The 15,499-nt window shown below is 72.7% G+C and carries 12 protein-coding genes; 1 reads left to right on the top strand and 11 read right to left on the bottom strand.

The window, feature by feature from the left end; genetic code table 11:
* Window positions 1–81: 81 nt before the first annotated feature.
* The 9 genes from EAO73_RS21715 to EAO73_RS21675 form a co-directional block, all read right to left on the bottom strand.
* Window positions 82–1,245, bottom strand: a complete 1,164-nt coding sequence (locus EAO73_RS21715) for a pseudouridine synthase (RefSeq protein WP_147973147.1) — start codon at window positions 1,243–1,245, stop codon at window positions 82–84.
* On the bottom strand, window positions 1,245–1,892 hold the full coding sequence (scpB, locus tag EAO73_RS21710) for an SMC-Scp complex subunit ScpB (RefSeq protein ID WP_147973146.1): 648 nt from the start codon (window positions 1,890–1,892) through the stop codon (window positions 1,245–1,247). The genes EAO73_RS21715 and scpB overlap by 1 nt, the downstream gene beginning before the upstream one ends.
* Window positions 1,889–2,905 (bottom strand): segregation and condensation protein A, encoded by a 1,017-nt coding sequence (locus EAO73_RS21705; RefSeq protein ID WP_147973145.1) that lies wholly within the window; start codon window positions 2,903–2,905, stop codon window positions 1,889–1,891. Before EAO73_RS21705 ends, scpB begins: the two co-directional genes overlap by 4 nt.
* 95 nt (window positions 2,906–3,000) lie before the next feature.
* Window positions 3,001–3,597, bottom strand: a complete 597-nt coding sequence (locus tag EAO73_RS21700; RefSeq protein ID WP_147973585.1) for a hypothetical protein — start codon at window positions 3,595–3,597, stop codon at window positions 3,001–3,003.
* On the bottom strand, window positions 3,594–4,712 hold the full coding sequence (locus EAO73_RS21695) for a ParA family protein (protein WP_147973144.1): 1,119 nt from the start codon (window positions 4,710–4,712) through the stop codon (window positions 3,594–3,596). Before EAO73_RS21695 ends, EAO73_RS21700 begins: the two co-directional genes overlap by 4 nt.
* A 368-nt stretch (window positions 4,713–5,080) precedes the next feature.
* Complete coding sequence (gene ald, locus EAO73_RS21690; protein WP_147973584.1) at window positions 5,081–6,196, bottom strand: alanine dehydrogenase; 1,116 nt, start codon at window positions 6,194–6,196, stop codon at window positions 5,081–5,083.
* Between the two features lie 142 nt (window positions 6,197–6,338).
* Window positions 6,339–8,402 (bottom strand): tetratricopeptide repeat protein, encoded by a 2,064-nt coding sequence (locus EAO73_RS21685; RefSeq protein ID WP_147973143.1) that lies wholly within the window; start codon window positions 8,400–8,402, stop codon window positions 6,339–6,341.
* Between the two features lie 230 nt (window positions 8,403–8,632).
* Window positions 8,633–9,259, bottom strand: coding sequence for an NUDIX domain-containing protein (locus EAO73_RS21680; protein WP_147973142.1), 627 nt, complete (start codon window positions 9,257–9,259; stop codon window positions 8,633–8,635).
* A gap of 90 nt (window positions 9,260–9,349) precedes the next feature.
* A complete protein-coding gene (locus tag EAO73_RS21675) occupies window positions 9,350–11,023 on the bottom strand; it encodes a CTP synthase (protein WP_147973141.1) in 1,674 nt (557 codons plus the stop codon).
* Between the two features lie 401 nt (window positions 11,024–11,424).
* On the opposite strand from EAO73_RS21675, the gene EAO73_RS21670 reads away from it, so the two are divergent.
* On the top strand, window positions 11,425–13,227 hold the full coding sequence (locus EAO73_RS21670) for a glycoside hydrolase family 15 protein (protein ID WP_147973583.1): 1,803 nt from the start codon (window positions 11,425–11,427) through the stop codon (window positions 13,225–13,227).
* Between the two features lie 62 nt (window positions 13,228–13,289).
* Here EAO73_RS21670 and EAO73_RS21665 read toward each other — a convergent pair whose 3' ends face one another.
* On the bottom strand, window positions 13,290–14,174 hold the full coding sequence (locus EAO73_RS21665) for a sulfurtransferase (protein WP_147973140.1): 885 nt from the start codon (window positions 14,172–14,174) through the stop codon (window positions 13,290–13,292).
* A gap of 66 nt (window positions 14,175–14,240) precedes the next feature.
* The gene (locus EAO73_RS21660; protein ID WP_147973139.1) at window positions 14,241–15,326 is read right to left on the bottom strand and encodes a glycosyltransferase family 4 protein; all 1,086 of its coding nucleotides are present in this window, start codon (window positions 15,324–15,326) and stop codon (window positions 14,241–14,243) included.
* Window positions 15,327–15,499 lie beyond the last annotated feature (173 nt).

Below are 15,499 nucleotides of genomic sequence, written 5' to 3'. Positions count from 1 at the left end.
GCGAAAGGCCCGCGGCCGGTTCCCTTCCGGAAATTTCCGGGAAACCGGCCGCGGGCCTTCGGGTGCCGCTTGCGGGGAGGGCTACAGACCGACCTCGCGCATCAGCATGCCCACCTCGGTGTTGGTGAGCCGGCGCAGCCAGCCCGACTTCTGGTCGCCCAGCGCGATCGGGCCGAAGCCCGTGCGCACCAGCCGGTCGACGGGGAAGCCCGCCTCGGCCAGCATCCGGCGCACGATGTGCTTGCGGCCCTCGTGCAGGGTCACCTCGACGAGGTAGTTCTTGCCGGTGTTCTCCACGACGCGGAAGTGGTCGGCGCGGGCGTAGCCGTCCTCCAGGTGGATGCCGTCCTTGAGCCGCTTGCCCAGGTCGCGCGGGAGCGGGCCCTGGATGGCCGCCAGGTACGTCTTCTTCACGCCGTACTTGGGGTGGGTGAGACGGTGGGCCAGCTCGCCGTGGTTGGTGAGCATGATGATGCCCTCGGTCTCGGTGTCCAGCCGGCCGACGTGGAACAGCCGCGTCTCGCGGTTGGTCACGTAGTCGCCGAGGCACTGACGCCCGTCCGGGTCCTCCATGGAGGCGACGACCCCGGCCGGCTTGTTCAGCGCGAAGAACAGGTAGGACTGGGTGGCGACGGTCAGCCCGTCGACCTTGATCTCGTCCTTGTGCACGTCGACGCGCATGCCCTGCTCGATGACGATCTCGCCGTTCACCTCGACCCTGCCCTGGTCGATCAGCTCCTCGCAGGCGCGGCGCGAACCCATGCCCGCGCGGGCGAGGACCTTCTGCAGCCGCTCGCCCTCCTGCTCGGCGCCCGGGTGCGTCTTGGGGGTCTTGATCTCGGGCTTGTTCGCGTACCGGTCGCGGTTGCGCTGCTCGATCTTGGCGTCGAGCTCGCGCGGACGTGCCGGGGCGCCGTACGGGCCGCGCCGGGGGCCGCCCTTCGCGCCGCCGCCCTGGGCGCTCTTCGGACCGCCCTTGGCGCCGCCGCGGGCCGCCGCGCCACGGCCCTTGCGGACGCCGTCGCCGCTGGGCCTCTCGGAGCCCACGTCGTAGCGGCGCTCCTCGGGCCTCGGCTTGCGGGGGCGCTCCTCGTTCCGGCGGTCCTCGCGCTCGGAGCGGGGGGTGCGCGCGTTCGGGTTGCTGTTCCTGCCGGTGCCGCTGTTGTTCCTGCCGCTCCGGCCCCCGCCGCTGCCGCCGCCGCTCCTGCCGCCGCCGCTACCGCTGTTCCTGCCACTGCTTCGCATCAAAAGTCCGTCTTGTCGTCTGCGTGAGTTTCCGGGGTGTCCGGTGCGTCCGGATCGAACGACGGCACACCCTCTGGCGTCTCGGCCTCGATCGCGTCCGCCTCGGGGAGGAAGGGCGCGAGCTCCGGGAGCTCATCCAGGCCACGCAGGCCCATCCGCTCCAGAAAGTAGTTCGTCGTCCTGTACAGGATCGCACCTGTTTCGGGTTCCGTGCCCGCCTCCTCGACCAGACCCCTCTGCAACAGGGTCCGCATGACCCCGTCGCAGTTCACCCCGCGCACCGCCGAGACCCTCGACCGGCTCACCGGCTGGCGGTACGCGACCACCGCCAGGGTCTCCAGCGCCGCCTGGGTCAGCCGGGCGTGCTGGCCGTCCAGGACGAAGCCCTCGACCGCCGCCGCGTACGCGGGCCGGGTGTAGAACCGCCAGCCGCCCGCGACGAGGCGCAGGTCGAAGCCGCGCCGCTGCACGGTGTACTCGTCGGCGAGCTCCCGCAGCGCGGCGGCCACGGCCCGCCGGGGGCGTTCCAGCACCTTGGCCAGGTGTTCCTCGGCGGCGGGCTCGTCGACGACCATGAGGACGGCTTCCAGGGCGGGCTTGAGATCGAGGTCCGCGACCGCGGAGCCGGTGGGGTCCTGCTCGCTCATGGCGTCACATCCTCCGGGGTTGCGGAGGCGTCCGGGCCGTCCGGGGCCTCCTGGTCGAACTCGTCCGTCACGGTGGGCTCGGCCCCCGCTCCCCCGGCCCAGCGCACCAGCAGCTCGCCGAGCGCCACGTCCTGGTCCAGGGCGACGGCCTTCTCCCGGTACAGCTCCAGCAGGGCGAGGAAGCGGGCGACGACGGTGAGGGTGTCCGGGGCGTCCTCGGTCAACGCCCGGAAACTGATCTCGCCGGCCTCGCGGACCCGGGCCACCACGATGCCCGCCTGCTCGCGCACGCTGACCAGCGGGGCGTGGATGTGGTCGACGTAGACCTGTGGCCGGGGCCTCGGCTGCATCGCCTTCACGGCCAGCCGGGCGAAGCCCTCGGGACCGATGCTGATGACGACGTCCGGCAGCAGTTCGGCGTGGTGCGGTTCGAGGCCGACGGTACGGGGGAAGCGGCGCGCCTCCGATTCGAGCCGTCCGCTGAAGATCTCGGCGACCCGCTTGTACGCGCGGTACTGCAGGAGCCGCGCGAAGAGCAGGTCCCTGGCCTCCAGGAGCGCGAGGTCCGCCTCGTCCTCCACCTCGGCCGCCGGGAGCAGCCGGGCGGCCTTCAGGTCGAGGAGGGTCGCGGCGACCACCAGGAACTCGGTCGTCTGGTCCAGGTCCCAGTCCGGGCCCATCGCCCGGATGTGGGCCATGAACTCGTCGGTGACCTTGGACAGGGCGACCTCGGTGACATCCAGCTTGTGCTTGGAGATCAGCTGGAGCAGCAGGTCGAAGGGCCCCTCGAAGTTCGCCAGCCGCACGGTGAACCGGCCGTCGTCGGGGGCTGGGGCGGGGCCGGCCTCGCGGATCTCCTCGGGCGGCCCGGACGTCGCCTCCGGCGCGGGCGGCGCCTCGGCGGGTGCGGGCGTCTCCACGGGCACAGGCACGGGCACGGGCTCGCCCGCCGCCCCCGGCCCGCGCCCCAGCGGGCGGCGGGCGAAACGGGCTGGCTCGTCGGGTGTCGGCATGGAGATCCAGGGTGCGCGGGGCGGGCTACGGCGGCGGGCGGCGGCCCGTACGGAAGGGGGCAGGCCTTCCGGGCAGGCTACCGGCGCCGTACCGGTCAGCGGCCCCGCAGCCGCCGTACGAGGATGCTCGCGTCGCCGCGCGACTCCAGGTCCGCCAGGACGACGGCGACCGCCTCGCGGACGATCCGGCCCCGGTCGACGGCGAGACCGTGCTCGCCGCGCAGGACGAGGCGCGCGTGTTCCAGGTCCATCAGCTCCTCGGCGGAGACATAGACCGTGATCTTCTCGTCGTGGCGCTCGCGTCCGCTGGGCCGCCGGTTCGCGCCGCGTCCGCCGCCGCCGCGCCGACGCTGCTGCACGACGGGGGCCTGGGGCGGCTCCTGCGCGGCGGGCTGCTGCTGCTGCGGGCGGCGGCCGGCCTGGGCGGCGACGGCGACCCGGTCGGAGTCGGCGGACCGGCTGCGCGAGTCGCCCGCGTCGGCGCCGGCCGCGGAGTGCTCCTGGCGCGCGGGCGCGGTCCCGGCGTCCGGGGCAGCCTCCCCCGGCGCGTCGGTCCCGGGCTCGTTCTCACCGGCCGGAGCCGGTACCCGGGTCTCGCCGTTCGCCTTGCGCCTGCGCTCCGCGGGCGACGAGGCCTGGAGCCCCATCCCCCCGGTCGTACGGAACAGTTCGTCGGCCCCGGGCAGACTCACTCGGCGTGACACCGGGCGAGCACCTCCCTGGCGAGCTGGCGATAGGCGGCGGCACCGACCGAGTTGGAGGCGTACGTGGTGATGGGCTCACCGGCGACCGTGGTCTCCGGGAAGCGGACCGTGCGCCCGATGACCGTGTGGTAGACGTGGTCGTCGAAGGCCTCGACGACGCGCGCCAGGACCTCGCGGCTGTGCACCGTACGGGAGTCGTACATGGTGGCGAGGATGCCGTCGAGCTCCAGGTCGGGGTTGAGCCGCTCCTGGACCTTCTCGATGGTCTCGGTGAGCAGGGCGACCCCGCGCAGCGCGAAGAACTCGCACTCGAGCGGGACTATCACCTTGTGCGCGGCCGTCAGCGCGTTCACCGTGAGCAGGCCGAGCGAAGGCTGACAGTCGATCACGATGTAGTCGTAGTCGGCCATCAGCGGCTTCAGGGCGCGCTGCAGCGTGGACTCGCGGGCCACCTCGCTGACGAGCTGCACCTCGGCCGCGGAGAGGTCGATGTTGCTGGGGAGCAGGTCCATGTTGGGGACCGCGGTCTTCAGCAGGACCTCGTCGGCCGCCATGCCCCGCTCCATGAGCAGGTTGTAGACGGTGAGGTCGAGCTCCATCGGGTTTACCCCGAGGCCGACCGAGAGGGCGCCCTGCGGGTCGAAGTCGACGAGCAGGACGCGTCGTCCGTACTCGGCGAGCGCGGCGCCCAGGTTGATGGTCGACGTGGTCTTGCCGACGCCGCCCTTCTGGTTGCACATCGCGATGATCTTCGCGGGGCCGTGATCGGTCAGCGGACCCGGGATCGGGAAGTAGGGCAGGGGGCGGCCGGTCGGGCCGATCCGCTCGCGGCGCTGCCGGGCGGCGTCCGGCGCGAGCGTGGCCGCGTACTCCGGATCGGGCTCGTACTCGGCGTCGGGGTCGTAGAAGTGCCCCTGGGGCGTCTCGTCGAAGTCGGCGAGGCGGGCGGTGTCCCGGCCACTCTCGTTGCCGGCCATGGCGTTCACGTGTAGGCCGTCCATCATCTGGGGGGCTGTCGTCATGTGCTGGTGGGTGGAGAAGGTGCGGACAGCGACGGAGCCGACAGCCTCCAGCCCGTTCGGGCTCTGGCCCCGTGCAGGCATCCCTGGTTGAACACCCCCGGGAGTAATTGTCGACTCATTCACAAGTCGTCTTACCTCCTTGGACGTGACCAGGAACTTATCGATAGGTCAGCGTGGCACCATGCCGACGATTGGCGACTCTATGGCGTGTCCCCTGTCCGCAGCAACACAATCCGCCGGACCCGGCCCGTTGTGTCGGCAATCGAACGCCCCGCTGTCAAGGGCGCGCAACCCTCGGTACACACTTTTCCCGGGTGTACGAAACGGTTAAAGGGTTACGTTCGAGACGAGTTGCTCGGGGGCGTGCACGACCCCGGCACACGTCCGGCCGGACCTCGGTGACAAGGTCCGGCCGGGCGCACGGAGTTGACGAAGGGGTTGACCCCCGGTCAGCCGATGAGCGTGCCCAGGTCGACATGGTCGAGGCCGTGGGCCTCGGCCACCTCGCGGTAAACGACCTGTCCGTCATGGGTGTTGAGGCCCTTGGCGAGCGCGGCGTCACGGCGCAGCGCCTCCTCCCAGCCCCGGTTCGCCAGCTCCACGATGTACGGAAGCGTCGCGTTGGTGAGGGCGTACGTCGAGGTGTTGGGCACCGCGCCGGGCATGTTCGCGACGCAGTAGAAGACCGAGTCGTGCACTCGGAAGGTCGGCTCGGCGTGCGTCGTCGGATGCGAGTCCTCGAAGCATCCACCCTGATCAATCGCAATGTCGACAAGTACACTTCCGGGCTTCATCTTGGCGACGAGCTCGTTGGTGACCAGCTTCGGGGCCTTGGCTCCGGGGATCAGCACGGCACCGACGACGAGGTCGGCCTCGACGACGGCCTTCTCCAGCTCGAAGGCGTTGGAGACGACGGTCTGCACCTTGGTGCCGAAGACCTTGTCCGCCTCGCGGAGCTTGTTGATGTCCCTGTCGAGCAGCGTGACGTGGAAGCCGAGGCCCACGGCGATCTGGGTGGCGTTCCAGCCGGAGACACCGCCGCCGATGACGACGGCCCGGCCCGCCGCCGTACCCGGGACGCCGCCCGGCAGCACGCCGCGGCCGCCGGCCGAGCGCATCAGGTGGTACGCGCCGACCTGCGGGGCCAGTCGGCCCGCGACCTCGGACATCGGGGCGAGCAGCGGCAGCGCGCGGTTCGCGGTCTCGACGGTCTCGTACGCGATGGCGGTGGTACCCGACTCCAGCAGGGCGTCGGTGCACGCGCGGGAGGCGGCGAGGTGCAGGTAGGTGAAGAGGGTCTGGCCCTTGCGGAGGCGGTGGTACTCCTCGGCGACGGGCTCCTTGACCTTGAGCAGCAGGTCGGCGGTGGCCCAGACCTCGTCCGCGGTGGGCAGGATCCGCGCCCCGGCCGCGACGTACTCCTCGTCCGTGATGGAGGAGCCCGCGCCGGCGTTCTGCTCGACGACGACCTGGTGGCCGTGGCGGACGAGCTCATGCACACCGGCAGGCGTGATCGCCACGCGGAACTCGTTGTTCTTGACTTCGCGGGGGATGCCGACCTTCATGTCGATCACGGTCCTTGGCTCAGAGGATAATCCGGGCACAGCAATGCAAAAAGGGTAGATGCATCGCATGTGAAGGCACCGCGAACGGCCGCGGTACAGCCAGTCTAATGAAGGGCTTCCCGCTGTCTAGCCTTGCAAAGCATTATTTTTCTGTCGAAGCACTGCGGGTTTCGTAGGTCTCGCTCGCCCCGCCCAGCAATCTGTCGGCCGCACCCCGGTGCAGCCCCGCCGCCGCGGGGTCACCGAGCCGGTCCAGGGTGTCGGCGAGCCGCAGCTCCAGCGCGGCCTGCAGCCGTACGTCCCCGGCCCGCCGTGCCCACTCCACCGCCTCCCGGCAGGTCCGCAGCGACTCCTGCGGCCGGCCCGCGTACTCCTGGACCCGGGCCATCTCGCTCAGCGCGCGGGCCTGGGCGGGCAGGTCGCCGAGCCTGCGGTGGCCCGCCGCGGCTGCTCGCCAGTTCCGCAGCGCCTCCCCGTACCGCCCGGCGTAGGTGTGGACGGTGCCGAGCCGCCCGTACAGGCGGGCCGCGTCGGCCTGCTCGCCCTGGGTGAGGCGCTGGGCGAGCGCCCGGCCGTACCAGTCGGAGGCCCGGGGGTAGTCGCCCAGCTCCGCGTAGGCGCCGCCGACGGACTCCATGGCCCGCCCCGTGGCGTACGGGTCCTTCGCCGCCCGCCCGGCGTCCAGCGCCTCCCGGTAGCGGGCCAGCGCCTCCTTCGTCCGCCCCGTCCCGGCGTCCAGGTCGGCCAGGTTGAGCAGGGCCGCCGCCCGTTCGCGGGGCAGGTCGCGGCGCTCCGCGACGGCCAGCACCAGACCGTGCAGGGCGTACAGGTCGGGCGCGGCGGCGTCGGTGCCCTCGTGCGCGGCGAGCGCCCGCACCAGTGCGGCGACCAGCCGGCGGGCCAGCGTGTCGAGTCCGCCGTCCTCGACGGCGATCCGGGCGGCGGCCAGCAGCGCGGGCCTGCGGGCGCGCAGCCAGGCGGCGGCCTCCCCGGGGTTCGGGAAGCGCAGCGAGCGCGGGAGTCCGGCGAGCTTGCGGCGGGACGGGGAGCCCTCGGGGTCGGTGACGGCCCGGCACGACTGGAGCAGGCGCACGGTGCGCTCCAGCATCCGGGCGCGGGCGAGCTGGATCTCGGCCGGGCGGTCCCGGTCCTCCAGCAGCGCCCGCAGCATCCCGGCGAGGCAGCCCGGCACCTCGTACTGCGGCTCCCCGGCGCCCTCGCGGCGCAGCAGGCCGAGCGTCACGAAGTCGTCGAGGGTGGTCCGGGCGGCCGAGACCGAGCAGCCGGCCAGCGCCGAGGCGGTGTGGGCGTCGGCGAGACCGCCGGGGGCGAGGGCGAGCAGTCGCAGTATCCGGGCGGCGGTGGCCGGCAGCGAGTCGTGGACGAGGCGGAAGGCACGGGTCAGCGGACGGGTGCCGGCGGGCAGCTCGGGGTCGTCGGGCAGCGCGCGCAGCTGCCGTCCGGCGTCGGCCACCGAGGCGGTCGGGCGGGCGGCGAGCCAGCCGCCGATCAGGACCAGCGCGGCCGGCTGCCCGCCGCAGTCCTCGGCGAGGGTCTGGGCGGTCAGGGGGTCGACGGTGATCCGGACCTGGCCGGTCGCGCGGCCGAGCAGTTCGACGGCGGAGCCCGTGTCCAGGCCGCCGACGGTGCAGGGCCGGACTCCGGGGATGCCGGTCAGCGGCCCCTCGGAGACGGCGACGACCAGGCAGTCCGGGTTGTCGGGGAGCAGCGGGTCGACCTGTTCGGCGTCCTGCGCGTCGTCGAGCAGGAGCAGGACCCGGCGGACGGCCAGCGCCTCGCGGACCATCTCGGTCAGTTCGTCCGCGTCCGCGCCGGGCGGTCCGGCCAGCTCCAGCAGGCCCAGCAGGTCGCGGGCGGCGCGTTCGACGGGAACGGGGGCGCCACCGGGTTCGGTGAGCCGGACGCGGAGCAGCCCGTCGGGGTAGTCGCCGGTCTCCAGGAGCCGGCGGGCCAGTTCGGCGGCGAGCGCGGTACGGCCGGAGCCGGGGCGTCCGGCGATCAGGAGGACGCGGGCGCGGGCGCTGCGGCGGCCGGCCATGGTGTCGAGGCCGGCGCGCTCGATGTCGTCGCGCAGTTCCTTCAACTCGCGTTCGCGGCCGAAGAATCGGGCTGGTTCGTGGGCGGCAGGCTCCTCGGTCCCCGCTGCCTCGGCCGGGCCGCTGGTGTCCACCGCCTGATCCGTCACGGGCCACGCTCCACTTCGCTGCACGCGTTGCCCGCCGGGAGTCCGGTCAGGGCATTCGAAGCGTAGTTCAGCCGGGTGGGCGGTCGAGGGGGAGCGCGCTCCGGACATCCCTCGATCGGATCAGCATTTCTTACGATCGAGGGATGCGCGGGAGTGACCGTGTCCGGTGCCGCACCGGCCTTTGCCGGTACGGCTTCCGACGGGCCGTCAGTGTCGGAGTCGACGGTTCGTCAGGCCTCGAAGGGGCGGGCCGGCCAGGGCGCGTCGGCGGGCCGCAGCGAGTCGGTGCCGTCGCCCGCGAGGACCGCGGCGAGCGAGAGGACGCCCACGACCAGGCAGCTGTTGTGCAGGTCGCCCGCGAGGACCTTGCGCACGAGGTCCTGGAGCGGCACCCGGGCCAGCTCCATGTCCGCCTCCTCCTCGGCGACCTCGAAGCGCTCGCCCTCCGCCTCGGAGACGTCCCGGGCGAGGAAGATGCGTACGGCCTCGTCGGAGCCGCCGGGCGAGGTGTAGATGTCGGTCAGCACCCGCCAGTCCTCGGCCTTGACGTGCGCCTCCTCGTACAGCTCGCGCTGTGCGGCGTGCAGCGGGTTCTCGCCGGGCACGTCGAGCAGGCCGGCCGGGATCTCCCACAGCTTGTGGCGGACCGGGTGGCGGTACTGGCGCAGGACGAGGACGCGGCCCTCGTCGTCGAGCGCGAGCACGGCGACCGAGCCGGGGTGGACCTGGTAGTCGCGGTGCGCGACCGTACCGTCGGGCATCTCGACGTCATCGGCGCGGACGCTGGTCTTCTTCCCCCGGAACGGGGTCGCGCTCGCGGTGACCCGCCATTGTTCGGGCGTGTCCTGGAAACCCATCTGCGTCCTCCCACGAAAAACGGTGACCGGGGCCCGCGTCCCTGTTCGGACACGCGCCCCGGTCAACCGTAACGCCTGGGGGCCGGCCGTCTACTTGGCCTGCTCGCCCTCGGCCGCGGCGCCCGTCTTGCGGGCGACGGCCGCCTTCACCAGGCCGGCGAAGAGCGGGTGCGGGCGGGTCGGGCGGGAGCGCAGCTCCGGGTGCGCCTGGGTGGCGACCAGGTAGGGGTGCACCTCACGCGGGTACTCGACGTACTCGACGAGCTTGTTGTCCGGGGACGTGCCGGAAAAGACCAGTCCGGCCTTCTTCTCCAGCTCGGCGCGGTAGGCGTTGTTGACCTCGTAGCGGTGGCGGTGGCGCTCCTCCACGTACGGCTGGTCGTCGTAGGCCTCGCGCACGACCGAGCCCTCGGCGAGCTTCGCCGGGTACAGGCCGAGCCGCATGGTGCCGCCCAGGTCGCCGGCGCCCTCGACGTAGGCGAGCTGCTCTTCCATCGTCGAGATGACGGGGTGGCCGGTCGCGGCGTCGAACTCGGTGGAGTTGGCGTCGGGGATCTCGGCGAGGTTGCGCGCCGCCTCGATCACGATGCACTGGAGGCCCAGGCAGAGGCCGAGCAGCGGCACCTTGTTCTCGCGGGCGTACTGGATCGCGCCGACCTTGCCGACCACACCGCGCTCGCCGAAGCCGCCGGGGATGCAGATCGCGTCGATACCGGCGAGGGCCTTCTGCGCGCCGGCCGGGGTCTTGCAGTCGTCGGAGGCGACCCACTCGACCTTGACGCGGGCCTTGTTGGCGAAGCCGCCGGCCCGGATGGCCTCGGTGACCGAGAGGTAGGCGTCGGGCAGGTCGATGTACTTGCCGACCAGGGCGACGGTGACCTCGTGGTCGGGGTTGTGGACGCGGTCCAGCAGATCGTCCCAGGTGGTCCAGTCGACGTCGCGGAACGGCAGGTCGAGCTTGCGCACGACGTAGGCGTCCAGGCCCTCGGTGTGCAGCACCTTGGGGATGTCGTAGATCGACTTGGCGTCCACGCAGGCCACCACGGCGGTCTCGTCGACGTCGCACATCAGCGAGATCTTGCGCTTGATGGCGGTCGGCACATCACGGTCGGCGCGCAGCACGATGGCGTCCGGCTGGATACCGATGTTGCGCAGCGCGGCCACGGAGTGCTGGGTGGGCTTGGTCTTCAGCTCGCCGGAAGGGCCGATGTAGGGCAGCAGCGAGATGTGCACGACGAAGACGTTGTCCCGGCCGACCTCGTGGCGGACCTGGCGGACGGTCTCCAGGAACGGCAGCGACTCGATGTCGCCGACGGTGCCGCCGACCTCGGTGATGACCACGTCGACGTCGTCGGTGGCCATGCGGCGGATGCGGTGCTTGATCTCGTTGGTGATGTGCGGGATGACCTGCACGGTGTCACCGAGGTACTCGCCGCGCCGCTCCTTGGCGATGACCTGCGAGTACACCTGGCCGGTCGTGACGTTGGCCGAGCCGTCGAGGTCGACGTCGAGGAAGCGCTCGTAGTGGCCGATGTCGAGGTCCGTCTCCGCGCCGTCGTTGGTCACGAAGACCTCGCCGTGCTGGAACGGGTTCATCGTGCCCGGGTCGACGTTCAGGTACGGGTCGAGCTTCTGCATGGTGACCCGGAGGCCGCGCGCCTTGAGCAGGGCGCCGAGGCTGGAGGCAGTCAGACCCTTGCCGAGGGAAGAGGCGACACCCCCGGTGACGAAGATGTGCTTGGTCGTCGTGGATGTGGGCTGCATAGCCAAAGGGGGCTCCCGTGGTCGCGATCATGAGGTGCGTACCGGCTTGCCGTCCGGATTTCCGGAGATGCCGTCGCTGCGGTTCGGGGGCCTCGTCCGCTCTCGAGGACGACCACCGGTCCACGGGCTACCAGGGTATCAGCGACAGGGGGAGACCGCTTCCGGCCACCCGGCGCGCGAGCGCCGCGCGAGTCACGTGTGCCACTCGCACCCCACTCGATCGGCGCAGCCCAGTTGGCGAGAGGGTCGCGCGGACCACCCGGGTGCGTCGTATCCTGCTCGGACACTCGCTCGGGCGAGGCAGAAGCTCGCAGGTCACCCCACAACAACCCCTTGCTACGACCTCTTGACCCGCAGTAAGCGCCCCACGGGGCGACATGGCCGTTCGACTGGAGATGCACGTGGCCGGGCGCATCGAGGATTACGCACTCATCGGAGACATGCAGACCGCCGCCCTGGTCTGCCGGGACGGCACAGCGGACTGGCTGTGCCTGCCCCGCTTCGATTCACACGCCATTTTCGCGGGCCTCCTGGGCACCGACGAACACGGCTTCTGGCGTCTGGGACCGGCCCACCCCGAGGGCACGGAGCCTCCGGCGGCCGACCGCCGCCGCTACCGCGGGGACTCCCTGATCCTCGAATCGGAGTGGGACACGCCGCGCGGCACGGTCAGAGTGACCGACTTCATGCCGCCGCGCGACGGCGCGCCCCAGCTGATCCGGATCGTGGAGGGCGTCAGCGGCCGGGTGCCGATGCGCTCGGAGCTGCGCATGCGGTTCAGCTACGGCCGCGTCACCCCCTGGGTGCACAAGGTGGACTCACGTACGGTCGCCGTCGCGGGGCCGGACTCGGTCTGGCTGGACACCCCCGCCGACACCTACGGCGAGAACCTGACCACGTACTCCGACTTCACCGTCGCCCCCGGTGACCGGATCGCGTTCACCATCAGCTGGCAGCCCTCGCACCACGAGCCGCCCGCGCTCCCGGACCCGGACGGCTCGCTGGAGGCGACCGCGGACTTCTGGCGCGAGTGGGTCGAGCAGTGCACGTACCACGGGCCCTACCGCGAGGCCGTGGTCCGCTCGCTGATCACGCTGAAGGCACTGACGTACGCGCCGACCGGCGGCATCGTCGCCGCGCCGACCACCTCGCTGCCCGAGGACATCGGCGGCTCCCGCAACTGGGACTACCGCTACACCTGGCTGCGCGACGCCGCGATCACACTCTCCTCGCTGCTGCGCACCGGCTACCGCGAGGAGGCCCGCGCCTGGCGCGAGTGGCTGCTGCGCGCGGTCGCCGGCGACCCGGAGAACCTGCAGATCATGTACGGGATCGCGGGCGAACGGGAGCTGGGCGAGGCGGAGCTGGAGTGGCTGCCGGGTTACGAGGGCTCCGCCCCGGTCCGCGTCGGCAACGGCGCGGCGGGCCAGCTCCAGCTGGACGTGTACGGCGAGGTCACCGAGGCGCTGCACCTCGCGCACATGACCGGCCTGGCCCGCAACGACTACGCCACCGGGCTCCAGCTCAAGCTCATCGAGTACCTGGAGAAGCACTGGGGCGAGCCGGACGAGGGCATCTGGGAGGTGCGCGGCCCGCGCCGTCACTTCGTGCACTCCAAGGTGATGGCCTGGGTCGCCGTCGACCGGACCATCAAGCTCATCGAGTCCGGCGACACGGACGGGCCGCTGGAGCGCTGGCGCGAGCTGCGCGACGACATCCACCGCGACGTCTGCGAGCGCGGGTACGACAAGGAGCGCAACACCTTCACCCAGTCCTACGGGTCGAAGGAGCTGGACGCCTCCCTGCTGCTCATCCCGCAGATGGGCTTCCTGCCGCCCGACGACAAGCGGGTCATCGGCACCATCGAGGCGATCCAGCGCGAGCTGTCCACGGAGGACGGCTTCGTGCTGCGCTACCCGACGGCGGGCGACGACGCGGGCGTGGACGGTCTGGAGGGCGACGAGGGCGCGTTCCTGGCCTGCTCGTTCTGGCTGGCGGACGACCTGGCGATGATCGGCCGGGTCGACGAGGCCCGCCGTCTCTTCGAGAAGCTGCTGTCCCTCCGCAACGACCTGGGCCTGCTGGCCGAGGAGTGGGACGCACGCCTCCAGCGCCAGGTGGGCAACTTCCCGCAGGCGTTCAGCCACGTTCCCCTGATCGACACGGCCCTGCGCCTGACGGCGAGCGGTGCGTACGTGGGCTGACGGCCACGGTCCCGCCCCGTTCCCGCCCGGCTGCCGCTCTCCGGCAGCCGGGCGGAGCCGTATCAGCCCGCCGCCGCCCCCGTCGCGACCGGCCGGTCCGAGGACGGCAGGCCCCACTCGCTCCAGGAGCCGTCGTACACGGCTGTCCCCCGGTAGCCGGCCAGCTCGGCGCCGAGCGCGAGGACGCAGGCGGTCACGCCCGAGCCGCAGCTGACGTACAGGCGCTTCCGGTCACCGGCCGCACCGGCGAACGCCGCGCGCAGTTCGCCGGGCGGCAGCATCCGCCCCGCGTCCTGGAGCAGGCCGAAGGGCAGGTTCACGGACCCCGGCATATGGCCGCCGCGCAGCCCGGCACGCGGTTCGGGCTCCGTGCCCTCGAACCGCCCCCGGGTCCTGGCGTCGAGCACCGCCGCGTCCGGGGCGGCCAGGGCAGCCGCCACCGTGTCGGCGTCCACGAGGAGCCCGGGGCGGGGCCGGGCCGTGAAGTCCCCGCGCGCGGTGAGGGGTCCGGGCGCGCCCTCGTCGACCGGCAGCCCGGCGGAGGTCCAGGTGGGCAGGCCCCCGTCGAGGACGGCGGCCCGGTCGAAGCCCATCGCGCGGAGCATCCACCAGGCGCGGGCGCTGGAGTAGATACCGGCGGCGTCGTACACGACGACGGTGTCCGCGTCGTTCAGGCCGAGCGCCCGCATCCCGTCGGTGAACCGGGCGGCGTCCGGCATGGTGTGCGGCACCGTCGCCGTGGGGTCGGAGAGCGCGCCGTCGATGTCGAAGACCCGGGCGCCCGCGATCCGCGTCCCGCTCCCCCGGTGCGCGCCCACCGAGGCGTCGAGCACCAGCAGCCCGGGAGCGCCGAGGCGCGCGGCGAGCCAGTCGGCGGGGACGAGCGGTCCCGGCGGCGCGCCGATGTCCGCGCCCTGCTCCCGGTCGACCCGTACGTCCTCGCCCATGTGCCCTCCCAGCCACCCTGCCCGGATTTTCAAGATCGCAGCCGGTCCGGGCGCTGTCAACGGCCGTCAGCGGACCAGCGGCTGGACCAGTTCGTCGTACACGCAGAGCACCTGCGCCACCGTGTCGTCCTCGGTCGGCCAGCTCGCCGCCTGCCGGAGCCCGTCGGCGGCCAGCCGGTCCCGCCCGGCCGGGTCGTCCAGCAGCCCGGCCACCGACAGGGCCAGCGCATCGGCGTCCGCATACGGCACGAGGACCGCCGCGTCCCCCACAAGTTCGGGCGTGCCGCCGACCGCGGTGGCGACCAGGGGCACCCCGGCCCGCAGCGCCTGCTGGGCCATCGTCGAGCGGGACTCCCAGCGGCTGGCCAGGACGGCCACGTCGGCCGCGGCCAGCAACGCGGCGGCGTCGTTCCGGTCACCCAGCAGTTCGACGGGCAGTCCCTCGGCCGTGATCCGCCGCCGCAGGGCGGCCCGCTCCCGTCCCTCCCCGACGACGGCCACCAGCGGCACGGGGTCGAGCAGGCGCCACGCGGCCGCCGCGTCGAGCAGGGTGCCGTAGCCGTGGTGCGGGACGAGACTGCCGAGCGCGACGATCAACGGCCGCTCCACCGCACCGAGTTCGGCGCGCACCTTCTCGGCGGGCGGCCCGGCGGGCAGCGGCGGCCGGGGTGCGGCGACGGGCGCGAGGCGGGCGTCACGGGCGCCCCGGGCGCGCGCCCGGTCGACCAGGTCGGAGGAGGTGGCGAGCACAACGGCCGCCGCGCGCACCGCCCTTCGCTCCAGCAGGTGCAGCAGCCGTCGGCGGGCCCCCTCCGCATGGGCGCGGGTGTGCCAGGTGACGACCAGGGGGATGCGGCGGCCGCCGATCGCCAGGGCCGCCCGCACGGCGGCGTGCAGGCCGTGCGCGTGGACGACGTCCGCGTCGGCGCAGGCGGCACGGAGCGCGGCGACGGCCGCCGGATCGCTGCGCCGGGGCACAGGGGCGAAGTGGGCGCCCGTGGCGGTGAAGTCGTGGGTGCGGTCCAGCGCGGCGGGCGCGCAGACCGTGACCTTCACCCCCCGGGCGACCAGTCCGGCGGCCAGCGAGCGGGCATGCGCGCTGCTGCCGGCACTGCCGCCGCCGAGTACCTGGACCGTGCGCAGCTGTGACACGTCGATTGGCTCCCGGGGCTCCCGAGTCGGGGGTACGAACACGGCCAAGGATGCCAGTCCGTACGCACGTTCCGGCACGACGGAACCGTTACTCCGGCGCTCATCGCGACAAACCGGGCGCCCCAGACCACCCGCACGGGTGAAAGTGTGTACGGCGGCACGACACCCGTACG

It is taken from the genome of Streptomyces sp. col6 (genome assembly GCF_008042035.1).
Classification (GTDB): Bacteria; Actinomycetota; Actinomycetes; order Streptomycetales; family Streptomycetaceae; genus Streptomyces.
Note: the sequence above shows the minus strand (reverse complement) of the source record. Positions and strands in the feature narration are given on the sequence as shown.